The organism is Paenibacillus hunanensis (genome assembly GCF_034055775.1).
GTDB classification, from domain to species: domain Bacteria; phylum Bacillota; class Bacilli; order Paenibacillales; family Paenibacillaceae; genus Saccharibacillus; species Saccharibacillus hunanensis.
On record NZ_CP139194.1, the window covers coordinates 4,003,080 to 4,025,248 of the forward strand.

The following is a 22,169-nucleotide window of genomic DNA, read 5'->3' on the forward strand; positions in this document are numbered from 1 at the left end:
ATATTTGTGAGCAATTAATGAAGTGCTCCCTTCCAGTAACTGTGTTTTGATGGAATGAAAGTCGTGGTATAATAACGCCATCTGCGTTATCGCTTGATTTTATGAACTAGAGGACAGGAGAATATTATGACTTCCATTCGTATTTTTGCAGATAGTACATGTGATCTGCCTTCTTCCTGGCTACAGGAGCATGAGGTGGGTATTGTTCCGCTTTATGTAACCTTTGGTCAGGATGTATATCGTGATGGTGTAGATATTACACCACGTGAGCTATATGATCGTGTCAGCCGTGAAGGTCAATTGCCCAAAACATCTGCACCATCACCAGCAGATTTTCTGCAAGCCTTCACACCAGCTGTTGAAGCAGGGCATTCGATTATTTATATCAGTCTCTCTTCTGCACTCTCCTCTACCTTTGCTAATGCACGCATTGCAGCGGAAGAGCTTTCAGAGGGTGCTGTAACGGTCGTCGATTCGCTTAATTTGTCCAGCTCGATCGGCTTGCTGGTCATGAAGGCTGTACACGCAGCAAGCTCAGGTCATAGTGTGAGTGAGATCGTGTCTATGCTAGAGAAAGTTCGCGGCAAGATTGAGACCGAATTCGCGATTGATTCACTTGATTATCTGTACAAAGGCGGTCGCTGCTCCGGGATGCAAAACCTGATCGGTAGCCTGCTCAAAATTCGTCCCGTTATCAAGGTGACACCTGAAGGCTCGCTTACGCCTGCTTACAAAATACGCGGTAAGCGTGATAAAGCAGCTGAGCAGCTTCTGCGTAACTGCGTTACGAATCGGGATCGGATTGATCAGGATGTGATCTTCGTTGTGCATTCATTTGCTGAAGAGGAAGCGCGTATGATGCAGACGGTATTGCGTGAACAGACGAATGCCAGACAGGTGATGATCACCGAGGCAGGCTGTGTTATTTCCAGTCACTGTGGGCCACAGACCATTGCGATTATGTATGCTACCGTCTGATCTAACTGGCTAGCTTGTGTAAGTATGGATTGGATTGTGTCATCGATTACTATGGTGAGCCAGAGGATAGCTTGCAGGTATTGCTCAGGCACGCCCATAGTATGTCATTTGCTTACGAAAATAAAACGCTCTGCACGTTCTCTATCGAGTCGTGTCAGAGCGTTTTATTTTTGAGATTATACTTTTAAAATTTTAATTAAGTTATTATCGTGGCTTGTAGTCGGATATGAGTCTGCCTGACGAGTACCTTAACACGATTCGTTCATGATACTGGCGATTTGCCATTGGAGATGATCTCACCTATATTTTCGCACATACATACATACATACATACATACATACTGGACGCCAATTAGCACCAGTCCCCTATCATGAGTATCCGTTTCATTCATTTTAGTCACTTCGGCTAGCTATAGCTTCATTGTGTTGCCAGCTGGAACGGTAATGTAAAATAGAAGGTAGAGCCGCTATTCTCTCTACTTTCAACTCCGATCGTTCCCTTCATTAGCTCGATCAGATTTTTACTAATAAACAGACCCAGACCTGTGCCGCCGTAATGTCGATTCATCGCATGATGCACCTGTGAGAACGAATGAAACAGCTCATTCAGACGATCTGCTGGAATACCGATGCCTGTATCGACGATACGGAAGTCTAGAATAGCACCATGCTCGCGCGACAGATGCGATAGACTGACCACAATCTCCACCTGTCCATGATCGGTAAACTTGATCGCATTACCAATAATGTTTACAAGCACCTGGCGCAAACGGAACATATCGCCTTTTACCATCAATGGCACTTCCTGCTCAATCTGTAGCGATACCTGAATCTGCTTGTTCTCTGCCTGTGGTAAAAATAGCTGGTACACAGAATCCATCAGCTCATACAGATCGAAGTCATACTCTTCCAGCTCGACATGACCATTTTCCAAACGGTTCACATCGGTAATATCATCCATAATGCGAACGAGCTCATGGCTATTTTGCACGATAATATCCATATACCAGCGCTGCTCGTCATCGAGTGGAGAGTCCTGAATTAGCTCACTCATGCCGACGATCGCATTCATCGGTGTACGCAGCTCATGACTCATCATGGAGATAAACTGCGTCTTCGCTGAAGCAGCTCGCTCCGCCATTTCTTTTGCTTCCAAAATCTCGCGTTCGCTCGTCCGGTCACTAAACACCACAACCGCACCAATAATACGTCCGCGGTCAAACAGTGCATTCGTTCGATAGGAGACGAAGAAGCTGGAGCCGTCGCGTCTAAAAAACACTTCCTCCAGCACCTGACGTGACAGCCCATCTGCTAAGGTCAGACGTACCGGATTTTGTCCGGGCAGATAGGCTTCGCCATCGGTACGTGCATTCACAAGCGCCTCCTGAAGCGGCATACCGATAAATTGCTCACGCGGAAGCTGAAGCATCCGTGCTGCCGCCTCATTGATGAAGATGCCGCGTCCGTTCGTATCGATTCCGAAGATACCTTCAGACACCGAGCTAAGAATGAGATTATATTCCTCGCTAAGCGCCTGAATCTGCTCCAGATAACGCTTGCTCTCTGTAATATCCGTTGCGATCCCGAACACACCGGTAATTTGCCCGCCGACAATAATCGGTACATTCGTAATATTTACTTCCATTCGATTGCCGCTGGATTGAATAAGCGTGGTTTCGTAATTTTGCGGCAAGCCCATACGAGCACGATCAAAATGATGCTGAGCATCCTGCTGATGCTTTTCGTCAATTAGATCAATAAAGTGCAGCTCACCCATTCGACCGACTGCATAACCGCTTTGAATCTCAGCGACTGGATTCAGATTGTACAATCGTCCCTCCATATCAAAGGAATACACACCAGACGGATTATATTCGACAAGCGACTTGTAGCGTTGTTCACTCTCTAGCAGCTGCTGCTCAGCAAATTTGCGATCCGAGACATCCCGCGATACCGCAACAATCGTTCCAAATGGATCATTGCTGCCATTACTAGCATGCGTACCGCTGGACTCCAGCCATACATAATGCCCCTGTTTATGGCGGAAACGGTAACAGACCGTATGCTGCTCACGCGCATACAGAATCGATTGCACATACACCTGCACGACTGCACGATCCTCCGGGTGATAATAATCTGCTGCACTCTGCCCCAGCATCTCATCTGGCTCATAGCCGAGCAAGCGGGTAAGCGAAGGCGATGCATATAAAAAACGTAGCTGATCGTCTGCCGTATGCGTAGAGATCAGATCCATCGTATTTTCAGACAACATACGGTACTGTCGTTCGCTCTCACGAATCAGATCCGCCAGCAAACGCTGCTCGGTAATATCCTGTACCGTACCAATAATTCTTCGTTCATGATTCGCATCCGCAGCAAGCACACGTCCACGAATCGCAATCGTTTTTACCGGATGCGCACTGTCCATAAGCTGACATTCCAGATGAATACTGCCCTCCGTTAGCATCTGCCGAAACGCATCGCTTACACGTGCACGATCATCAGGATGAATACTCGCCAGAAAGCGTCGGTACAGCAGCGTAGGTGTATCCTGCTTCATATGCATAATTTCAAAAAAATTCGGCGTACAAATCAGCTCGTCTGTATCCATACTCCAGTCCCAGCAGCCGAATCCACCGATATCCTGTGCCAGCGTCAGACGTTCCTCACTTTTACGCAGCTGCTCATCTGCCTGCTTACGCGCAGTAATATCTTTAGCAGCACCAAAAATACCGACGATCTGATCACCGCTTGTCACAGGCGTATACGTCACATCCAAATAGATCGTATGCCCCTGCTTATGATAGATTTCCGTTTCAAATTGAACCGATTCCCCGCGCATCACCCGATTAAAATAAGGCGATCGGAAATACAAACGATCTTTCCCGAAAATCTGACTTTTATCAATCGTCAATAGCTCTTCCGGTGCATAGCCTGTCATGCGAAGTACAGCCGGATTGGTATAGACATAATTACCCTCCATATCCATTACATAGATTGCATCAGGATGATGCTCGAACAGCGGTCGGTATACACCGCTCTCTGTAATCAGATTATGGAGAATACTATAGTCGTCATGCTTGTCCAAATGTTTGTCCCCCTCATCACAACGTTTGGCGTCTTACGCGGGGTGATTGCAATGATTATTTCTTATCGATTAAGCCTGATATGGTGCTCCATATTTAATGATGAAGCGTTCGCCCTTTCAGCGCTTAATAAGAAGTTCTTTTTATTAGGCTCATCTGCTTATGAGCCTTTAAGATGAAAAGCGAAGAAGCGAGTGACCGCGTCCATCACATCCAGTCTCGTCATCAGACCGGAGGCGCTATGCTCTACACCTTCTAATATATAAAATGTCACGTCCGAGCCTGCCTCATCCAGCGCATCGTACAGGAACTGACTCTGACGCAATGGCACCATCTCGTCTGCATCCCCATGCACAATTAGAAATGGTGGCAGTGTGCCCTGTCGTGCAGCATTCGCTTGGATATGAGTCACCGGATTAGCCAGTGCCGCATTATCCATTTTATCTCGCTGCGGCCCACCTAAGAGCAAGGAAATAACAGGCTGTGCATATTCAGATTGAAAATCAGCGATCACATCGGTCGGTCCGCAAAAGTCCACAACCGCACTCACGCGACTGGAATAGCCTGACCATTCGCCTTCCTCGTCCCATTCAGGCTGATCGCCTGTAACGCCAGCCAGTGCTGCCAGATGACCGCCTGCCGAATGCCCCCATATGCCAATATGCTCGGCATCGATTCCATACTCATCTGCATGTGCTCGCAAAAAGCGAATCGCCGTCTTCACATCCTGTAATGGCGCCGGGAATGGTGCACGATTTACTGTGCGGTATTGAATACAGGCTACAATATAGCCCTGACTTGCGATAGAGGACATCATCGGTACATGCTTATAATTATCTGCTTCCAGCCATGAACCCCCGACTACCCATACGATCAGTGGCAGTGGAATATGAGACTGTGGACGCAAAATATTCATATGAAGTGTATAGCCATTTGGAAAACGAGCGAATTGAATGTCTGGCATCATCTGTACATAGTAGTGATCCTCGGTTTGAAATGGCAAATGCTTAATTTCTGACAACATGTTCCCTCCTGCTTCAATGTGCAAAACGATACAGCTCTAATCCTACTTGTATTATATCAGCTTGCGCTTACAATGTATGTGTATCGATGTGTTAGAAAATCGCTAGTATAAGATATTTTAATTTTAGCTATCCGGTCGTATTGACGGCGTTTTTAATATTCGTCAATATATGGGTAGAGGCTTCGAATCGATGATAACAACGATCATCCATTACTGTCCCCTAATCGGAGCCACCTATTGAAAGTGAGGATCTTTGCATTGATTAATATAACTGGTGTACATGTGCCTGAACTGCTGTCCGAGGAGACGATGGAGCAGCTTCGTGCAGCGGTTTCGGAAGAACGCCGCGACCAATCTCTACGTTTTCAGCGACAGCAGGACGCTCAGCGCAGCCTGCTTGGCGAACTGTTGGTCACGCATGTTTTGAAGGAACGCTATGGGCTTCCAGCAAATACACTGACATTCAGCAAAACCAGCTATGGCAAGCCATATCTGAGTGAGCACACCGATATTCATTTTAATCTGTCCCATGCAGGTGACTGGGTCATCTGTGCCGATGGGAAGGCTCCTGTTGGCGTCGATATCGAAAAGATACGTCCGATCGATTTTGCCATTGCAGAACGCTTTTTTACCGCTTCCGAATACAAGCTACTTATGAGCGTAGACGAACAGGAGCGGCTTCAATTATTTTACACGCTCTGGACATTAAAGGAAAGTTATATCAAGTTTGTTGGAAAAGGATTGTCTATTCCACTGGATTCCTTTGCAGTGGAATTGATTGAGCCGGATACAGCAAGGCTGGCAGCACCTGATCCAGAGGAGGATTCCTCTGGTGGCTGGGATGATCATTGTCAGCAAAGCTGCTTTTTCCGTAAAATCAATGTGGATCGTGAATATAAGCTATCCGTCTGTAGCGCTGTAGCATTCGGGCCGCGTCCGTTAATTATGGTCGATTGGCGTGAGCTATTGCCGGTGTAGTGGATTGTACAGGAAATATCATGGGATAGCCTAGAATAGCCTGAATACTATTCTAGTTGTATGTAGTACAGGAGATTCTTACCTGTTAAACGTACAATGCCACAGATCATAATGCTATACGTTATGAAGCGATGAGTAGTAAAGTTATGCCCTACGTCATGAAATCAATAAAAAGCCCGCTTGCTGTCTGATCGATGGGATAAGCTCCCTTACCAGACCAAGCGGGCTTTTTACTCCGTATAGATTGTCTGATGCTTAGCTCAGCTCGAGTGTGTCTTTTCTTGAGTGTTTCTCTTATTGAAGATTCCCTTGCCCTGCTTACTTCATACTACAGCACCAGCAGGGCTCCCATTATCAATGTTGTAGCAAGCCAGACCGGGCATCGCGATATACCTGATCCAGTACGCGAATACGCTCCATCGCCTGCTCCAGCCCATGATCGATAACAGCATACTCATTACTGAGGCGATGCTGCTGCCGCACTTGCTCGGTAAAAGCGCGAAGTTGATTCACATAATAGTTCATCGGCTCAAAAATATGCTGATGCGCCTCTCCGATCTCCTGACCGTCTTTGAGTAGCGTAATCTTCAGCTTCATTTTGTAAAAGCCTAGATTGCAGCGAAACACATCTGGAATCGTGATGATCGCCCGTTCAAAATGTAGCACATGACGACAGGCATAAGGCTGCTCAAAGGACAGCGTCGCAGAGGCAATTAATCCATCGTCAGCAACGGCTTCCGCTTCAAACGTCCAATCACATCCATTGGGCCCGTTAAATTCAGATGCTCCCTTGATCGCAAATCGCGATAGGCTCTGTTCTCCGCTAATCTGCTGCACAAATTGGAGCCAGTAGCAGCCAAGATCCCACCAGCAGCCACCGCCCTCCTCAGCACGACTGCGATAGTTGTCCAGATGATCATTACGAGCAGGGATCGTAATCCGCGTTGAGGTACGAAGCAACTTGCCGTACTCACCACTACTTACCAGACCTCGGATCGCTTCCTGCCACGGATGATGGGCTACCATCATCGCTTCGGCTAGCAGCAGACCACGCTCTTTTGCCGCCTGTTCCAGCTGGGGCAGCTGCCCGGCTTCCAGACATAGTGGCTTCTCTACCAGTACATGCTTCCCGGCTTCCAGCGAACGCATAATCCATTCGGCATGTAAGGCATTCCCAAGCCCGATATAGACCGCATCCACCAGCGGGTCAGCAAGCAATTCCTCCAGTGTAGGATAAATAACCGGAATTCCATATTGCTCGCCCATCATTTGCGCCTTCGCATACGTTCGATTAGCTACTCCATGAATCTCCAGTCCGTCTACATGCACAGCGGGTTCCAGTACCGCACGTGGAACGATACCCGAGCAGCCGACAATCCCCATACGTACCGGACGCAGCTCCAGCGAATGCTCCTGCGCTACCCGATCGGTGGGAAAGGGAATAATCCGTGCAGAGGAATGGTTCATTGCCCTGCCTCCCCTGCGAGCTGCTGGATCGACTGTGTGTAACGGGCTGCATACTGCTCTGGATACGGGGACAGTTTTTGGCGTGCTGTCAACAGATTATGATGCAGCTGCTCTAAAATATCCGTTCCGCCCCCATACTCACTCATCCAGCGATCATACGTAATACCATAGCCATACTGCTCCCATCGCTCTGCATTCCGCTGCTCATGCTCACCAAATGGGTCTAAAAAGATAATCGGTGTACCCGAAGCAAACGAATCGGCAAGCGTACCACCGCCTGGCTTACTCACAATCGCCTTCACCCGGCGCTCAATCTCACAGAGCATATGGTAGTCAGAGTGAAGATGATACTGCTCTGGCTCACCTGAAATGACCTCTGCGAATGGAGGAAACGTGTGCCGTCCCTCGCTGTTATGCTGCCATGTACGCCATTCAGGGTCCATCCGATAGTAGCGCTGTCCCTGCTCGGTATCGCCCGGTGCATCGCCTTCATATAAAACAATATCCAGCGCAAAGCCAGCGTTATGCAGATGATCCAGATGCTCGCGGTACGTGCCCATGCCCCAGCCACCGCCGTGTACGAGCAATCGCTTTTCACGCTCGGCATAAGGCTGTACTGGATCTGAGCCAGCGATATCGATATATGTGTTCATCGGCTGTTCGTCATGACCGAATAGCCATACCTCGTTATATCGTTCTTCCAGCTTATCGATGCGGCGCTTTACATTTTTCCATGAAGGCGAATCGATCGCATCCAGATACAACAGATCGACATCCAGCGCTTCACCGATTTGCTCACGATAAAGTTCCAGCACGTAGATCCAGTGACCGGATAAGCAAATAAAATGTCGTCTTCCTTCTGCTTGCCATTGCTGTAGTAGTCGGCTTACCTGCTCAGGGTCCATACTTTTGCGAATATCCTGTGGAATACGCTGAGACATAAGCGCTACGGAAAAGTCATCATGATACGCGCGACGGCTATGGTCGACTCGACCACGCTGCGCATCACCCATCACATTTTCAAATACAAGCACCTCAGTTGGAATCCCCTGACGCCCAAGACCAGCTTCGACGAGCAAGCCCGGTGTATAAAAGCCCAGCCCGAAGCCCGAGCATAAAATCGTTACCGTCATCTGTTCTTCCCTCCCTGGAATATAAAGATGAGTACGAGGATAGTTGAAGCTCGTAGACATTGTTCAACCCAATGATTTAAATGTGCCAATTATACTCGTTTAGATGTTAGAGCTAGAAACGCATGCTCAATTCAATACGCTTACACCATGTTGCTCCAATACGTGCTCTAGCTGATCTAGCAGGCTACGTTTACCTTCTTCATCAGCTGCTACAGCGGACAGATAGAGTCTGCCCTTGTGCTTGCTGCCGGTTGGGGCATCGCGGTGGTTAACCGACCAAGCTGCGGAGGTGAGAGGGAGAATGCCACCGCCGCGTTCAGGTAGGAACAGAAGACCGCGATGCTCAAGCTCGATCAGTAATTGCTCGTAGGTGAAGGTGCCATCATGGGAGACGGTATAATTGGTCATGTTGCCAACGAGTCCATATTGGCGTAGATAGCGGTCGATGCTATTTTTGATTAAGCTCATCGATTTGCGAGCGTTAATCTCGACCATAGGCTCGATGCTGCCATCGATCAGGGTCATCGAATCGATACATACATGTCCAAAATAACCGTCCTGATAGAGCTGCCGTCCGATCTCCATCATCGTATCAAAGTAAGCGCTGCTCTCCAGTCGATCCATAAACTGAATATCTGGCGATAAGGATTCGCGGTAGGCGAATTGCGAATTGGCGAGCCATTGTACAGATAAAATATCGATATCGCCCTGTTCGGTAATATGGAACTGGCAGGAGAAATCGCGTTCCTTATGCGAATAGCGTTCCAGCACAAATTGCACATTGCGACCCTTTTGCTCCTGCTTGCGAATGCTGTTCACAATCCGCTGGAGCAGTCCAGGAGAGTCGATATGCAGATTACCCTTGCCGGATACGCCATAATTGTCTTTGATCATAAAGCTACCATCCTGTAGAAAATTCGTACCTAGCAGCTCTAATTCAGCTGCACTGCGTATAAGCACGCCTGGATTGGCAAGCCCTAATCGCTCCTTCATTTGCGCGGAATAATGCTTGGTATTCACGGTTCGTACCGTTTCCAATAGCGGCTGTCTTGCCTGAATGCCGAAGCGCTGACTGCTTTCACTAATATACGGAACCCAGGCGAATGGAGATAAAATGGTACCGGCAATCGGCAGCTGATCTGCAATAGATTGACCATGCTCATACAATAAACGAAATACAGACATCGGCTGCTGCTCGGTCGTGCGGCTCTGTTGAAGCAGCTGCCCACCTCCATGCAGCGGCTGAGCGCTTGAAGTGAGATTGGCTCGTACAGGCTGCTCCAGATCGGTACGTGCAGTTGTAAAGTCGAATCCCAGTGCAGCGGTATAGTCACGCTGACAGGGCTCCATCGCATAGCGTGTCAGAAGCAGATCACCGGGCTTACAAAAAGCAAATAACAGCTCATCCATAGCTGTTACGATTCGCTCTGCTTCTTTGTCAGGCAATGCAGGTAGTGTAGCAAGATTATGTTCGCGCCAGTGCAGCTCGGCTTCAAACGTTCCCATATGTAGCACGGCTGGCTCACCAGCTCTAGACATGGATTCACGCATTATGATCCCTACCCTTCAGAATAGGATGACTGCCCACATTGCTGCGGACAGTCTGCCATTGATTTATAGGCTAAATGTGCGCCACCTCATCCTTGCGCGATGAGGTGGCAGATGATTGGTTTGTTCTATCAAGACGGTGAGGGTAGCCCAACACGCCCTGCGGCATGCTGTAGCTTTTCCAATTGCGCTTCATACTCATCCAGCATACGATCATTGCCTGCCAGATAACGATCCAGTGAGGCACGATCACGACGAATTCCCATTTTATAGAGCATCATCAGCTGACGACGTGCGGTATCCTGCACCTGTTCCATACCGCTACGTATAGCTGGCCCTTCGGCGCCCAGTAGCTGCTCATGATCCGTTACGAATTGCGTCGTATACCGTAGCATGTGCATCAGACTTTCGATGCGTAGATGATAATAGATCAACGCACAGGTCGCTTCAAACTCCTTATCGTTCAGCTCATGCATCGAGGCTAGCTGTGCATTCAGGCGTCGATAAGCCGCCATGCCCAGCGCCTCTCCCTGTGCATTCACTCCGCCTGCGAGAAATTCAGCCGCATGCTCAGAGCAAGCACGCATAAGCTGCTCGGTCTTCACACCCTGCTCCTGCTCGCTGGACATGTACGCATATTCCACTACACCGTCCAGCAGCTCCGACAGGGGAATCGTACCGTTGTAGCCGAGCACCTGACCGGCTTTATCGAGTAGGAAAAAGTCGGCGATATGCGCGATATTTTCCTCTGCATGCAAGCCGTATAGCTGCACGACATGACCTTTGCCTGGACTCTCTACATACAGCTGGTTATAAATCAGATTAGACGTTTCCATATGCAACAGCAGCGTCTGTCCGCTATTCAGCACCTCATACCAATCTCGCAAAATTGCAGCCCGATCGCGTGCTTCCAGATCGACGATTTTGTAATGTACACCGATATCGGTATGCTGCTCCAACTCTTGCAGCATATGCACCATCGGACATTGTCCGAACGTATCATATTGACCGTTATACGCCATATACGTACCGTTACATAGCATGTAAATGTCTGATTCTGCTAGCTCCATGCCCTTCTGACTGAGCATACCGCTGACCACACCGTAAAAGCAGTGGTTGATCACGACCCGATCCTCCATCACCTGAAGCAGATCAGCGACAACAATCTCTCCATCCTCAGGGACCTGCACCGAATCGATAATGCTCTGTACCTCTTCAGGCGGTAGACCAAGTACATTGATATCGAGCGACACCATTTTTTTATCGCTTTGACTCATCTTCACTTCGCTCCTTCGGAATCAGATATAGTTCAGCGATTGTAAGCCGCTCGCACCGTGCAGGTACAGTACACTACATTTCGAGCAGGCTGGAGTCAGACCGCCTTCATTAATCGTCTGCCGAATTTTATCGTATTCCTCTGAATCCCAGATATCGCGCAGGCTCTTATTTTTCAGATTTCCCACGGTAAATTCAGAGAAGAACTTACATGGCAGCACGCTACCATCTGGAATAATATCTGTACGGGAGGTGAGCGCCAGACAGTTATTCGAGCAACGGCTTGTCATTTCCTCACCGTGAATGAACTTATCGATCTCATCGTAGTCCAGACCTGGCTGATAACGAATACGGATTTTCCATACGCGTTCATTGATCGCATCCAGATCATTCATGAGTGCTTCCATATTGTTCGGATTGATTTTGTATTTAAACGCATGCCAGCTGCTAATATGGCGCTCATCCAGCTGACGCAGCCAGCTGAACTTTTCGGTAAAGTAGTGATCCATCTTCACCGATGTTTCCCGGGAAATATACCATGGGAAGCAGAGCATCACGAGATCGAGCTTTTTCGATTCGAAAAACTCCAGCAGCTCTGTCATGCGACCGATCATATTATCGTTAATAACGGCGTGTACCGAAATGCGACCTTTGTACAGTCCCTGCTCACGCAGCTCGACCAGACGATCGATTTCAGCCATCGTTTTCTTAAATGTACCTTTACCGCGAATCAGGTCATGCTCCTTTTCGAAGCCTTCCACGGCAATAAGCAGCTCCAGATTTTCAGACAGATCGAGAATTTGATCCAGATGCTTGTTGATCAGCAGTCCGTTCGTACAGATCGTCATCTCACGGCGATCATTTTGGATGTGTCCCAGAATTTCACTGAATTGACGGTGGAACATCGGCTCGCCGCCCCACAGATACAGGCGGGATTTAACCGCTTTCGTATCATCGAGCAGCTGCTTGAAGATCGCTGGATCAAGATCCATATTTTGCTCGGCTTTATCCATCTGATGATGGTAGCCATCCTCATTCCACTGAAAACAGTGCGTACAGCGCAGATTACAGCGGTTAGTCAGTTTAATTCCGAGCGATTGTGGTAATTCTGTTTTATAGGTCGGATCTTTCATTTTGTTGCGGTAGGATACAGCGGCATTGCGAATTGTGCGTTTGATGAGCTTAAATGCTTCACGGTCAATCGTGACTTCACTTCTTGGCTGCATGCATAACACCTCTTTCGTCAATTTGAAAGGCTGGCAATTCCTGCATTCCCGATTCCGTTCCGACACATGACTATTTCGTTATTTTTTTAAAATGACTTATCCCGTCATCTGACATCACTATCCATATTCGCATCACAGAACCATAATGATGAAAAGCAGCCTACGTCATGTAGTGTGCATGGCGCCTGCTGCCTTCGAGTATGCGATCTGAATGTCTGTTATCCAATAACGAACTTACATTATTATGTAAGCTCTATGCTTCCATAGGTTGAATCTTATCGCCTGTCTGTGCCTGATTGACAAAGTCACAGAAACCAGAAATCGATCCCAGATGATCCATGTCAAACTCTTCAAAGTCAATTTCTACATCATACTCATCTTCAATACGCAGGATAAAATGAATCAACTGGAGGGAGTCCAGACCGGCATCATGGATGATATCGGATTCCGGACCAAGTTTGGTCAAACAAGCGGGGTCTTCCTTCACGTCACTGATCATTTGAATAATTTGCTGGGCAGAAACACCGGACTGCTTCATTCCAATTCCTCCTTCAAAATGGTTTCCACATTACGAGAGAATCAGGTCAAGCAAGCATAGCTACACGGCCAATGTATACGGGGAATCTGTTCTGCTTCATATTCTTTTTATTGGCATAAAAATACAGATACTGGAATATGAAAGAACATACGTCTATCATGTTTCATCCCTGTTCATTAGTCAATGCTCCAGATCGGAAACCCTGCCAAAGACCCAGAAGGTGTAAAATGTCCATATTTTTACCTTATTTAATTAATATTTTTTCTGTCTTTCACACATTAAAAGCCTCATTAGTATTTGGAATATCGTTTATGTTATGTTATATTTCCACATTTTGTCTTTTGACTCCCAATTTCATCTGTCGAATCCTTGCCTGATCCCAAGTCCATGCTTATGCAATGAATCGAATAATTGTTGTATAAACATCGATTCGGACTCGAATGCTTCATTTGATAGATTAGAAATCAAGCATTAGCTAAGATCGTTACATAACATACCAGTATACAATAATATGGTATTCGAATTTACAATATTGGAGTGCAAGCAATCGCTTTTTCAAAGCTAGATTGTACGGTTGCTGTATACGAATGCGACTTCGCTAACGCTATATCTGGCGTATAGAAGAAAGGGACCGGATCGAGATTCAGATAGCTTATTTTACGATCTATGCACATTTCAAAGCCGCGGGATAGATCGATATTATTATGTATACGTACAAATAAGGGCGCTTTTCCTCTGGCATCCTTCCTGCCAGTATCGTTTCACGATCGCAGCGATCTATCATTGATTAGAATGTGCATGGATGCAGCGACGCATCTATTAATCGAAGTGGTAACGAGGAGACTGTGGGGATTGCCAGCTTATTCGACAACATCTACTGCAAGCTCTGTCGTTTATTGACTGCCACCTGCAACCTCTGTTACTACAGGTGCAAAATAGGTAACATATTCAAGATGTTCCAATCCCGGAATATGATCCTACATACCGCTTGAGAATTGGTGTTATAAATGAGGCGTCGTCCATCCATAATCTTAAATTACACATCCATTGGAGCTATGTATGGAAGCAATAGCGCCACATCTATCTCGCTATAGCTCAGCTACTAAAATAGACAAAAACCCTACCTGCTACAATCGATATGCAGCAAGCAGGGCTTAGATTAAGATCATTAGTAGGAGTATGCAAGCCATATTACGAGTCTAACCATCATGACCTATGTCCCACATATGAACTTTTCTTTTATACTATGAAGTCTGTTTACTGGAAGTCTGTTCACTGATCGATTGCTTCTATAGATTCCATCTATAAAATAGGGCTACGTCGTGCAGGTACGACCTGCTCGAATGCGTATGCAATACGCAGCAGCTGGGGTTCGCTATAAGCCGTACCCATAAAGCTAATACCAAATGGCATCCCATTTCGCAGATAGCCTGCCGGAACCATAATAGCTGGATATCCGACGGTTGCCGGTGTATCGGTAAAGTCCGGGCTGAAGATCGCATCCAGCTGGTGCGTCTGTAGCACATGATCGATGCCTTCTGCTCGTGCCTGTATACCCAGCTGCAAGCGAGCGTTCACATAATCCGGCTCGGTTAGCGTACCCGAGGTTTCATATTCAGCTCGTATCAGTGTATCCTGACCATAGCGAAGCGCATCCTGATGATGCAAATGGTTGAAATCAATGATGTCCTTGAGTGTGCGCACCTTAGCGTGCGGTCCAAGTGTAGCTAGATATCGATTCAACGCTGACTTGAATTCATATAACAATACGTTAAAATTGTCCCCGGCTGTGTGAGGCAAGTCTGCCCCTTCTACAATAATCGCTCCTGCATGACGCATCGCTTCAATCGAGGCCTCCATGATCGCGAGTTCTTCTTCATTATATTCATTCAGCAATGCACGATTAATTCCAATGCGCGCTCCACGCAGACCATCCTTAGATAGACAGGCGGTATAATCGGGCAGCTCTGCTGGAAGTGACAATGTAGCCGCATCCTGCTCATCTTGACCTGCCAGTACGCCCAGTAGGATGGCTGCATCCTGCACTGTTCGAGCCATCGGCCCTGCCGTATCCTGTGTGTATGTAATCGGAATGATGCCGGTACGACTGATCAATCCAACGGTTGGCTTGATACCAACCAGACTATTGTAGGCAGATGGATTTAAAATGGAGCCTGAGGTTTCCGTACCGACCGCCACAGCGCATAGATTCGCCGCTACAGCCGCACCTGAACCCGAGCTAGAGCCGCCCACATCAAGCTGACCCGGCCCATACGGATTGAGCGTCTGCCCGCCGCGAGCGCTATAGCCATTTTTCATATGGGAAGCCATAAAGTTCGCCATTTCCGTCAGATTCGTTTTGCCTAAAATAACAGCACCTGCCTGACGTAGACGCTGTACCAGATGAGCATCCTGCGGCGCATAGGAGTCTGCCAGTGCAAGTGATCCTGCACTTGTATGCATATGATCTGCCGTATTGATATTATCCTTGATCAATACAGGAATACCATGCAGCGGTCCCCGTACCTGCCCTGCTGCTCGCTCCTGATCCAGCTTCTCAGCGATATAGATCGCATCTGGATTCAGCTCGATCACCGCTCGCAAGCATGGCCCTGCTTGATTCACATCTGCAATGCGCTGCATATATTGCACCGTCAGCGATACGGCTGATTCCGTTCCATCCTCCATCCATTGTTGAAGCCTTGATATCGTCGCTTCCTGCAACGTAAATGTCATGCTATCCCTACCCCTTTCGTCCGTCAGTCAGCTTGATCGCATCCGCTTGTATGAACGACAGCAGATACAGCTTTCTTTATGATAATCGAAAAGAGCATCGTGTACCAACCCCGGACGCACTTTGATACGCTTATCTTCTATATAAATAGAAGGCAAGCGTATCAAGGATGATCGAATAACGAGATTTATTTTTCCTTTACCGATGGTGTGGGCTCTATCGCCTGTCTGCGTCCTGTCTCTACATTCACGGTACACAGCATCGCAATCCCTATAACAAAGAACAATACAAGCGATAAAATACCTAGCCGTACCGAGCCTGTCAGCTGCCCTACCAGACCGAATAGAAAGGGTCCGAAGATCGAGGCGAATTTGCCTGTGACATTGATCAAGCCAAAATATTCGCCCGTCCGTGCAGCTGGGATCAGATCGCTGAATAGCGCGCGTGCCAGCGACTGACTTCCTCCCTGCACCAGACCAACCATCGAAGCGAGCACGTAAAATTGCCATGATGCCGTCATAAAATAGCCAAGCGCCACGATTAATAAATAGACGGCAAGCGATACTAGCAGTGGACGCTTCGCTCCACATACCGTGCCCAGCTTCCCAAATAGCAATGTGCTCGGAAAACCGATAAATTGCGTAATCAGCAATGCCACAAGCAGATCGGTCATACCGATCCCAATCGCTGTCCCATATACAGTTGCCATCAAAATGATCGTATTAATCCCATCATTAAAAAACCAGAATGAAATTAGCAGGCGCGCCAGCTGTGGATAGCGTGGTAGCGTACGAAAGCCATTCATCACATTACGCATACCCGGACGAAGCAGCTCACGAATACGCTTCCCTTCCAGTGCAGATGGAGCAGGATGGACAGAGCGATACAATGCTGGCTTGCCAAACGCACCGCTAACGCGGAAGATCGGCATAGCGAATACAAGCCACCAGATACCGACCGTAATAAACGCCAGCCTTGTACCTGCAAGTGTATCTGCTAATCCAAACCAGTGTGGCTGCTGAATCATCACCAGATTCAAGGCTAGCATGATTCCTCCGCCGACATAGCCATAAGCATAGCCCTGTGCAGATACCCGCTCCCTCTGTCCAGAAGGCACCATATCAGGCAGCAATGCATCATAAAAAGCATTACTCCCCGCGAACCCAATCGTCGATAAAACAAGCAATGCCGAAGCGAGTAGCCAATCTCCCCGCCCAATCGTACTGAACAGCATCGTCGCCAGGATACCAAGCAGCGAAAAGCCAAACAAAAACCGGCCCTTGTTACCTGCTAGATCGGATACCGCTCCTAATAACGGGGAAAGTAATGCCACGCAGAGCATACCTGCTGCATGCGTATAGCCCAGATACGAAGCAGCTGTCTCTGGATGTAGCGTAGCTGCCGCAACCGAGCTGTAAAAGATCGGCAACACCGCAGCGAGTACGGTCGTTGCGTATGCCGAATTCGCCCAGTCGTATAGTAACCAGGCTCGTGTATGCTTGCGATTCGTTGTCCATTGCTCCAATGTTGTTCCTCCATTCTGGTATAGCACCTTTTACCAGACTAGCATGGAAGTGTGATATAGTTGTTAAAATTGCTATTTTTATTACGTCTGTTTGGTTTTGTTGCTGCGATCCCGTTTGCCGTTCGTACCATGGCATGTGGATGAGGGCAAAGACATCGATCCAGCAACCTAGAGGAAAAGCTAAATGCACAGCCATACATAACGGATATTCATTCCATGCAAGTCATCAAGCTTATACAAGGAGAACCGTCATGCAGCTTACTGACCAGCAGCGACAATCGATCATTGAGCATATTCGCCAGCATTGTTCCGCTGAGGTCATTATTGTGCTTGGCTCAGCCGCACGGGGAGAGCTTCGTTCCGATAGTGACGTGGACATTGCGTATATCGCTGAGCCGCAAGCCAGAAGCCTTACCAGCTATCGCCGCTTTCGTATCGCTCAGGAGCTGGCCGAGCGACTTGAGCGAGATGTCGATCTGATCGACTATGAAAAAGCCAGTACGGTCTTTCAATTGCAAATTGCGACGACCGGACATATTTTATACGAGCAGAATGACCTGCCAGCACAGCTTGCCTGGATACAGGCTTACCGTGACTATGCGCTACTGAGCGATTGGCGCGAGCCACTGCTTGACGCATGGCAAAAAGGAGGAACACTCATCATGAATCGCGATATCGTACTAAATAAAGCCGCTACGATTCGGCACTGTGTTAGCCGTATCCGGGAAGAATACGGGAACGATACAGAAAATCTATACAATTTAACCCGACAGGACTCTATTATTCTCAATCTACAGCGTGCCTGTGAAGGCTGTCTTGATCTGGCCATGCATCTGATCTCCCAGCAAAAGCTAGGCATCCCACAAAGCACACGCGACGCGTTCGATCTGCTCCAACGTGCTGGCATTATCGAGCGTGATCTGAGCGTGAGCCTGAAGGCGATGATCGGCTTTCGCAATATTGCAATGCATGATTATCAGGCAGTGCAGGTCGAGATACTGGAAGAGATGATTGACGAGCAGCTGCCTGATTTTGAACGATTCATTCAAAGTGTGGAACAGAGCGGCTGAGCATACAGCCGCTTTATTTACCTAAATATTTGATAACTACGTTATCGAACACCGCTTTGCCACCCTCGCTATACAGCGCGATGCCCTGATCGTCTGGCTTCGGAAAGACCAGATTGGAGAGCGTCACCTGTCCACCATCGACGAACATTTCTACACTCGTTTTATCCACCAGTATTTTCAAATGTACCTTTTGATTCGCCGATTGGAAGGGCGCACGGCTTTCCAGCAGATTGTCGTTCGCATCTGGATGTCCGGTGTAAGAGCGATTGACATACGTGTACCCGCCTTCTACAAAGACACCTGCATCCACATGCCGTGATCCATCTGACGAGCGGCGCAATTGGAACCCCGCATTTTTCAAATCAGACCATGTAATGTCCGCATCCAGCTGGTACGAGGAAGCCCGCACATCAAGCTTATGCTGTCCATCTACTTCCACACGCGGAATATGACGGGTGGCGGTGACGAATTTGGATAATCCGCGAATAGGCTGAGATAGCAGCGTATACCCTGCTCCACCTGTCGACTTCTTCAATTGAATCTGACGCACCATCGAGTCGGTTCCATTGAAGCCATCCTGCAAGGTAGGCGTATTGTTCGCGTAATCCCAGTTGTTCATCCAAGCCATCGCATACCGATGATCATATGGCTTATTCGTTGTACCATCTTCAAAGGTAACCGCTGCATACCAGTCAAATCCGTAATCCAGCCACTGTGGCTGCATATCGTCTGCCTTGAAGCCAAGCCCGGTAAATGTACCGACCCAGTACGCATACGTATTTGGCTGTCCGGATTCGCGTCCGTTGGCACTCACGCCAAGCACCCATTTATACGTACCGTTCGATGCTCGCATTCGATACAGATCAGGACATTCCAGCGTACCGATATCATCAGCGACAAAGTCGCTCACGTAGCGCCAGCTTTTTAAATTGGTGGATGTGTAAAAACCGATACGATTGCCCTCCGCCATCAGCATAATCCAGCGACGAGATTGTTGATCCCATACCAGCTTCGGATCGCGGAAATCAGCATTGCCCGGATTCGATAAAATCGGCTTTTTGCCGAAGGCTTTGAACGTATTACCACCGTCCGTGCTGAACCACAGATACTGCTCCTGCGCTCCACCATTAGCAGAAGGCTGAGTCACGATAGCGATCATCGTATTTTTGCCCAGCCCCGCCGAATTGTTCGTATCGACGACGACCGAGCCTGACCATGGATCTCCATTGGCGCTTGTATATTTGGGAATAGCTACGCCATGATCCTGCCAGTGTACTAGATCGGTTGAAGTGGCATGACGCCATTCTGTACCATTGCCGTTCGGATAATCTTTGTTATATAGATAGTAGTAATGATATTTACCATTAGCATATACCGGGCGCTGCGGATCGTTTTTCCATTTGTCCGGTACGGTGAAATGATAGGTGGATCGATATCCATTCAGTTGCTGTCCGCTGGTGAATAGCTCATTTTGCATAGCTGAAGCTGACTGCTGACTTTGTTCATTTTGACCATTTGCTGGACTCGATACATTGTTGCTATTGGGATAACGCTGTGAGCTGGATGTGCCGCTTGCTTCGGCTTGAATGGTTGCCGAGTTGGATGCGTCTTCGGGTTGAAGCTCATAGCATGCCGCCGTTCCTACAGCGATCACACCTGTTAGTCCCAGCGGCCACACCCAGCGGCGCCATGCTGTCGTTTTAGATGTATTACGATAATCGGAATGTTTCATAGATGTTCTCTCCTCTCTGGTAGTATCCCTCCTGTACTTCGGGGATAAAATGGAATAAGGGAATAGAAAGCAGTGGTGTACACCTGCTTTCTCCCCCTTTATTGTTTGCCTTGCTTATTTACAATTTGATCGATCATCGACCATATCCGGTAGACAGACAGCTTGCCTCACCCGGCATAAGGAACGTATTCGTTCTATTCGTTCCCTATGCCATATTGAAATCCCCTGTACGTCTTCCGAATATGTTCCCCTGTCGATGAAGGATTCATCTTCACTTGATATACTTAGTCCGTTGTTACCTGTCCTTGATTCAATGTACTATTCGGTACAACCGAAGTACGGTCACCATCAATCTTTACCTTAAAGCTTGGCGCAAAGGTCGACTGCTGATTCGCAAAATAGCCGCGGTTGGTCATGTAGCTTGTAATGACTACTTCATTATCCTTCACCTGTGGAATGGCAAAGTGAGCATACGTCCAGGTGACATCGCGTGGATTCAGATCCTGATGCAGCACCAATCCACTTCCGTTCAGTGGCTTGTATGGCCCGTCGATTGAATCCGATACGTAGCCAAGCATGTAAATGTCTCGAGCGTCTACACCATCGAGGAACATTTTTGCACCACGGGTATCTGTGAACAGGTACCATTTTCCATTCATTTTGAAAATATTCGCACGTTCGATCTCATCCGTTACCGTGTTGGATGCGATCAATGGCTTCATCACTCTTTTCAGTGTGTAATCGTCGTTAAGCTCGATAATACCGAGCGCTCCATTAGCGATGGACATGTAATCCTTGTCCGGGCTGTTCAGTAGCTTTTCGCGCTCGCTCTCAAAGAATTTATCATTGCCGCCATAGTACGCTTTGTTGTAGAACATCTCGTCACCCTGATACCCTGTTTCAGAGCCTGTGTTGGCTTCGAACACCAGATATTTATGTCCGTTATCCTCTACATAGTGTGGATCACGAAGGGTATGGTTATCGGAGTAGTCACCACCGCTGAATGCTTGATCCACCGTTTGATACATTTTACCATCACCGTCAAAGATCGATTTGAAGTCCTCTACCCCATCCACCTTCAGCGTGCCCTCAGCAGGCTCGGATACATTCACCTGCGCTGTGGTCAGCGTCTGCTTACCGAAGAAGCCCTGATCCGCATCCCACGGATGACGGTTTGTATAGAACAGACGCACTTTGCCGTCCTTCGTCATCGTTGCTGAGCCAGACCATTCCTCCGATTGATGGTTCAGAATCCAGTCTTTTGGCACCAGCTTGTCGGTATCCTTGAAGACACGACCTGCATTTTTCCATGCGTCCAGTGATTGGTCATCTGCTTTTTTGTAAAACAGGTAGATAAACGTATCCGACGATACCTTCGGATCACCTGCTAGACCGAATACGATCTGGTAGCCGTTATAGTTGGCAACGGTGCCGTCCGCATTTTGCAATGGCCATGTATCCCACACATCCAAATTGATCGTATTGCCGTTTGCATCCTTACCGACAGCGGACGGAATATTACGAATCTGATCCGCATTGAATGCAGGCACCTGGAATTGTGGACGATTTTGCTGCTTGGTCATTTTCAGTGCATCAAAGCGGGTGATATGCGAAAAACCGTATGTATCGTTAATCACCGATGGAGTCGTTGGGTTTTCGGGTACAGGATGCGTTGGACGTGTTGGAGCGCCTCCATTGTAGTCTTGTCCGGAGCCACTGGCAAATGCCGATGTACCGCCTGCCAGCAGCGCTGCTGCCATAGTAACGGCTGCCGCCTTTTTGTATAAATGATTGATGTTCATGTTCTAATCTTCCTCTCTTCAAATGGAATGTCAGGTGCACTGGCACGAAAAAA

15 protein-coding genes and 1 pseudogene are annotated in these 22,169 nt (G+C 48.0%); 4 read left to right on the top strand and 12 right to left on the bottom strand.

Annotation, left to right across the window (positions count from 1 at the left end):
• Nucleotides 1-126: 126 nt before the first annotated feature.
• Nucleotides 127-978 (top strand): DegV family protein, encoded by an 852-nt coding sequence (locus tag SK066_RS16265; RefSeq protein ID WP_320542264.1) that lies wholly within the window; start codon nt 127-129, stop codon nt 976-978.
• A 418-nt stretch (nt 979-1,396) separates the two neighbouring features.
• Here the strand turns inward: SK066_RS16265 and SK066_RS16270 are convergent, their stop codons facing one another.
• Together SK066_RS16270 and SK066_RS16275 are read right to left on the bottom strand one after the other, a co-directional pair.
• Entirely contained in the window at nt 1,397-4,066 is a 2,670-nt protein-coding gene (locus SK066_RS16270; RefSeq protein WP_320542265.1) for a PAS domain S-box protein, read from the bottom strand.
• A gap of 158 nt (nt 4,067-4,224) precedes the next feature.
• Nucleotides 4,225-5,088 (bottom strand): alpha/beta hydrolase, encoded by an 864-nt coding sequence (locus SK066_RS16275; protein ID WP_320542266.1) that lies wholly within the window; start codon nt 5,086-5,088, stop codon nt 4,225-4,227.
• A gap of 258 nt (nt 5,089-5,346) precedes the next feature.
• Here SK066_RS16275 and SK066_RS16280 point away from each other — a divergent pair, with 258 nt between their 5' ends.
• Entirely contained in the window at nt 5,347-6,066 is a 720-nt protein-coding gene (locus SK066_RS16280) for a 4'-phosphopantetheinyl transferase family protein (RefSeq protein WP_250342701.1), read from the top strand.
• A 354-nt stretch (nt 6,067-6,420) separates the two neighbouring features.
• On the opposite strand, the gene SK066_RS16285 is transcribed toward SK066_RS16280, so the two are convergent.
• The 8 genes from SK066_RS16285 to SK066_RS16320 all read right to left on the bottom strand — a co-directional run bounded on the left by SK066_RS16285 (nt 6,421) and on the right by SK066_RS16320 (nt 17,512).
• Nucleotides 6,421-7,533, bottom strand: coding sequence for a Gfo/Idh/MocA family protein (locus tag SK066_RS16285; protein ID WP_320542267.1), 1,113 nt, complete (start codon nt 7,531-7,533; stop codon nt 6,421-6,423).
• The gene (locus SK066_RS16290) at nt 7,530-8,666 is read right to left on the bottom strand and encodes a UDP-glucuronosyltransferase (protein ID WP_320542268.1); all 1,137 of its coding nucleotides are present in this window, start codon (nt 8,664-8,666) and stop codon (nt 7,530-7,532) included. The genes SK066_RS16285 and SK066_RS16290 overlap by 4 nt, the downstream gene beginning before the upstream one ends.
• A gap of 126 nt (nt 8,667-8,792) precedes the next feature.
• Nucleotides 8,793-10,217, bottom strand: a complete 1,425-nt coding sequence (locus SK066_RS16295; RefSeq protein ID WP_320542269.1) for an ATP-grasp domain-containing protein — start codon at nt 10,215-10,217, stop codon at nt 8,793-8,795.
• A gap of 128 nt (nt 10,218-10,345) precedes the next feature.
• Nucleotides 10,346-11,491, bottom strand: coding sequence for a BtrH N-terminal domain-containing protein (locus SK066_RS16300; protein ID WP_320542270.1), 1,146 nt, complete (start codon nt 11,489-11,491; stop codon nt 10,346-10,348).
• 21 nt (nt 11,492-11,512) lie between these two features.
• Entirely contained in the window at nt 11,513-12,715 is a 1,203-nt protein-coding gene (locus SK066_RS16305) for a radical SAM/SPASM domain-containing protein (protein ID WP_320542271.1), read from the bottom strand.
• Nucleotides 12,716-12,968: 253 nt separating this feature from the next.
• Nucleotides 12,969-13,253 (bottom strand): acyl carrier protein, encoded by a 285-nt coding sequence (locus tag SK066_RS16310; RefSeq protein ID WP_188773899.1) that lies wholly within the window; start codon nt 13,251-13,253, stop codon nt 12,969-12,971.
• 1,302 nt (nt 13,254-14,555) lie between these two features.
• Nucleotides 14,556-15,989: an amidase gene (locus tag SK066_RS16315; protein ID WP_320542272.1), complete on the bottom strand. Its 1,434-nt coding sequence runs from the start codon at nt 15,987-15,989 to the stop codon at nt 14,556-14,558.
• Between the two features lie 185 nt (nt 15,990-16,174).
• Nucleotides 16,175-17,512, bottom strand: coding sequence for an MFS transporter (locus SK066_RS16320; RefSeq protein WP_320542273.1), 1,338 nt, complete (start codon nt 17,510-17,512; stop codon nt 16,175-16,177).
• A 251-nt stretch (nt 17,513-17,763) separates the two neighbouring features.
• Here SK066_RS16320 and mntA point away from each other — a divergent pair.
• Both mntA and hepT read left to right on the top strand, forming a co-directional pair.
• Nucleotides 17,764-18,066: pseudogene (mntA, locus tag SK066_RS16325) on the top strand (type VII toxin-antitoxin system MntA family adenylyltransferase antitoxin); the annotation flags it as partial.
• A 108-nt stretch (nt 18,067-18,174) separates the two neighbouring features.
• Entirely contained in the window at nt 18,175-18,582 is a 408-nt protein-coding gene (gene hepT / locus SK066_RS16330) for a type VII toxin-antitoxin system HepT family RNase toxin (protein WP_320544903.1), read from the top strand.
• 13 nt (nt 18,583-18,595) lie between these two features.
• On the opposite strand, the gene SK066_RS16335 is transcribed toward hepT, so the two are convergent.
• Together SK066_RS16335 and SK066_RS16340 are read right to left on the bottom strand one after the other, a co-directional pair.
• Entirely contained in the window at nt 18,596-20,059 is a 1,464-nt protein-coding gene (locus SK066_RS16335) for a glycoside hydrolase family 32 protein (protein ID WP_320544904.1), read from the bottom strand.
• Nucleotides 20,060-20,598: 539 nt separating this feature from the next.
• Entirely contained in the window at nt 20,599-22,116 is a 1,518-nt protein-coding gene (locus SK066_RS16340; RefSeq protein WP_320542274.1) for a glycoside hydrolase family 68 protein, read from the bottom strand.
• Between the last annotated feature and the right edge of the window lie 53 nt (nt 22,117-22,169).

Bases quoted from the DNA above. Each gene is read 5' to 3' on its own strand.
- SK066_RS16265 (WP_320542264.1), top strand. From the start codon at position 127: ATGACTTCCATTCGTATTTTTGCAGATAGTACATGTGATCTGCCTTCT.
- SK066_RS16275 (WP_320542266.1), bottom strand. From the start codon at position 5,088: ATGTTGTCAGAAATTAAGCATTTGCCATTTCAAACCGAGGATCACTAC.
- SK066_RS16285 (WP_320542267.1), bottom strand. From the start codon at position 7,533: ATGAACCATTCCTCTGCACGGATTATTCCCTTTCCCACCGATCGGGTA.
- SK066_RS16290 (WP_320542268.1), bottom strand. From the start codon at position 8,666: ATGACGGTAACGATTTTATGCTCGGGCTTCGGGCTGGGCTTTTATACA.
- SK066_RS16295 (WP_320542269.1), bottom strand. From the start codon at position 10,217: ATGCGTGAATCCATGTCTAGAGCTGGTGAGCCAGCCGTGCTACATATG.
- SK066_RS16300 (WP_320542270.1), bottom strand. From the start codon at position 11,491: ATGAGTCAAAGCGATAAAAAAATGGTGTCGCTCGATATCAATGTACTT.
- SK066_RS16305 (WP_320542271.1), bottom strand. From the start codon at position 12,715: ATGCAGCCAAGAAGTGAAGTCACGATTGACCGTGAAGCATTTAAGCTC.
- SK066_RS16310 (WP_188773899.1), bottom strand. From the start codon at position 13,253: ATGAAGCAGTCCGGTGTTTCTGCCCAGCAAATTATTCAAATGATCAGT.
- SK066_RS16315 (WP_320542272.1), bottom strand. From the start codon at position 15,989: ATGACATTTACGTTGCAGGAAGCGACGATATCAAGGCTTCAACAATGG.
- hepT (WP_320544903.1), top strand. From the start codon at position 18,175: ATGAATCGCGATATCGTACTAAATAAAGCCGCTACGATTCGGCACTGT.
- SK066_RS16335 (WP_320544904.1), bottom strand. From the start codon at position 20,059: ATGCAAAATGAGCTATTCACCAGCGGACAGCAACTGAATGGATATCGA.
- SK066_RS16340 (WP_320542274.1), bottom strand. From the start codon at position 22,116: ATGAACATCAATCATTTATACAAAAAGGCGGCAGCCGTTACTATGGCA.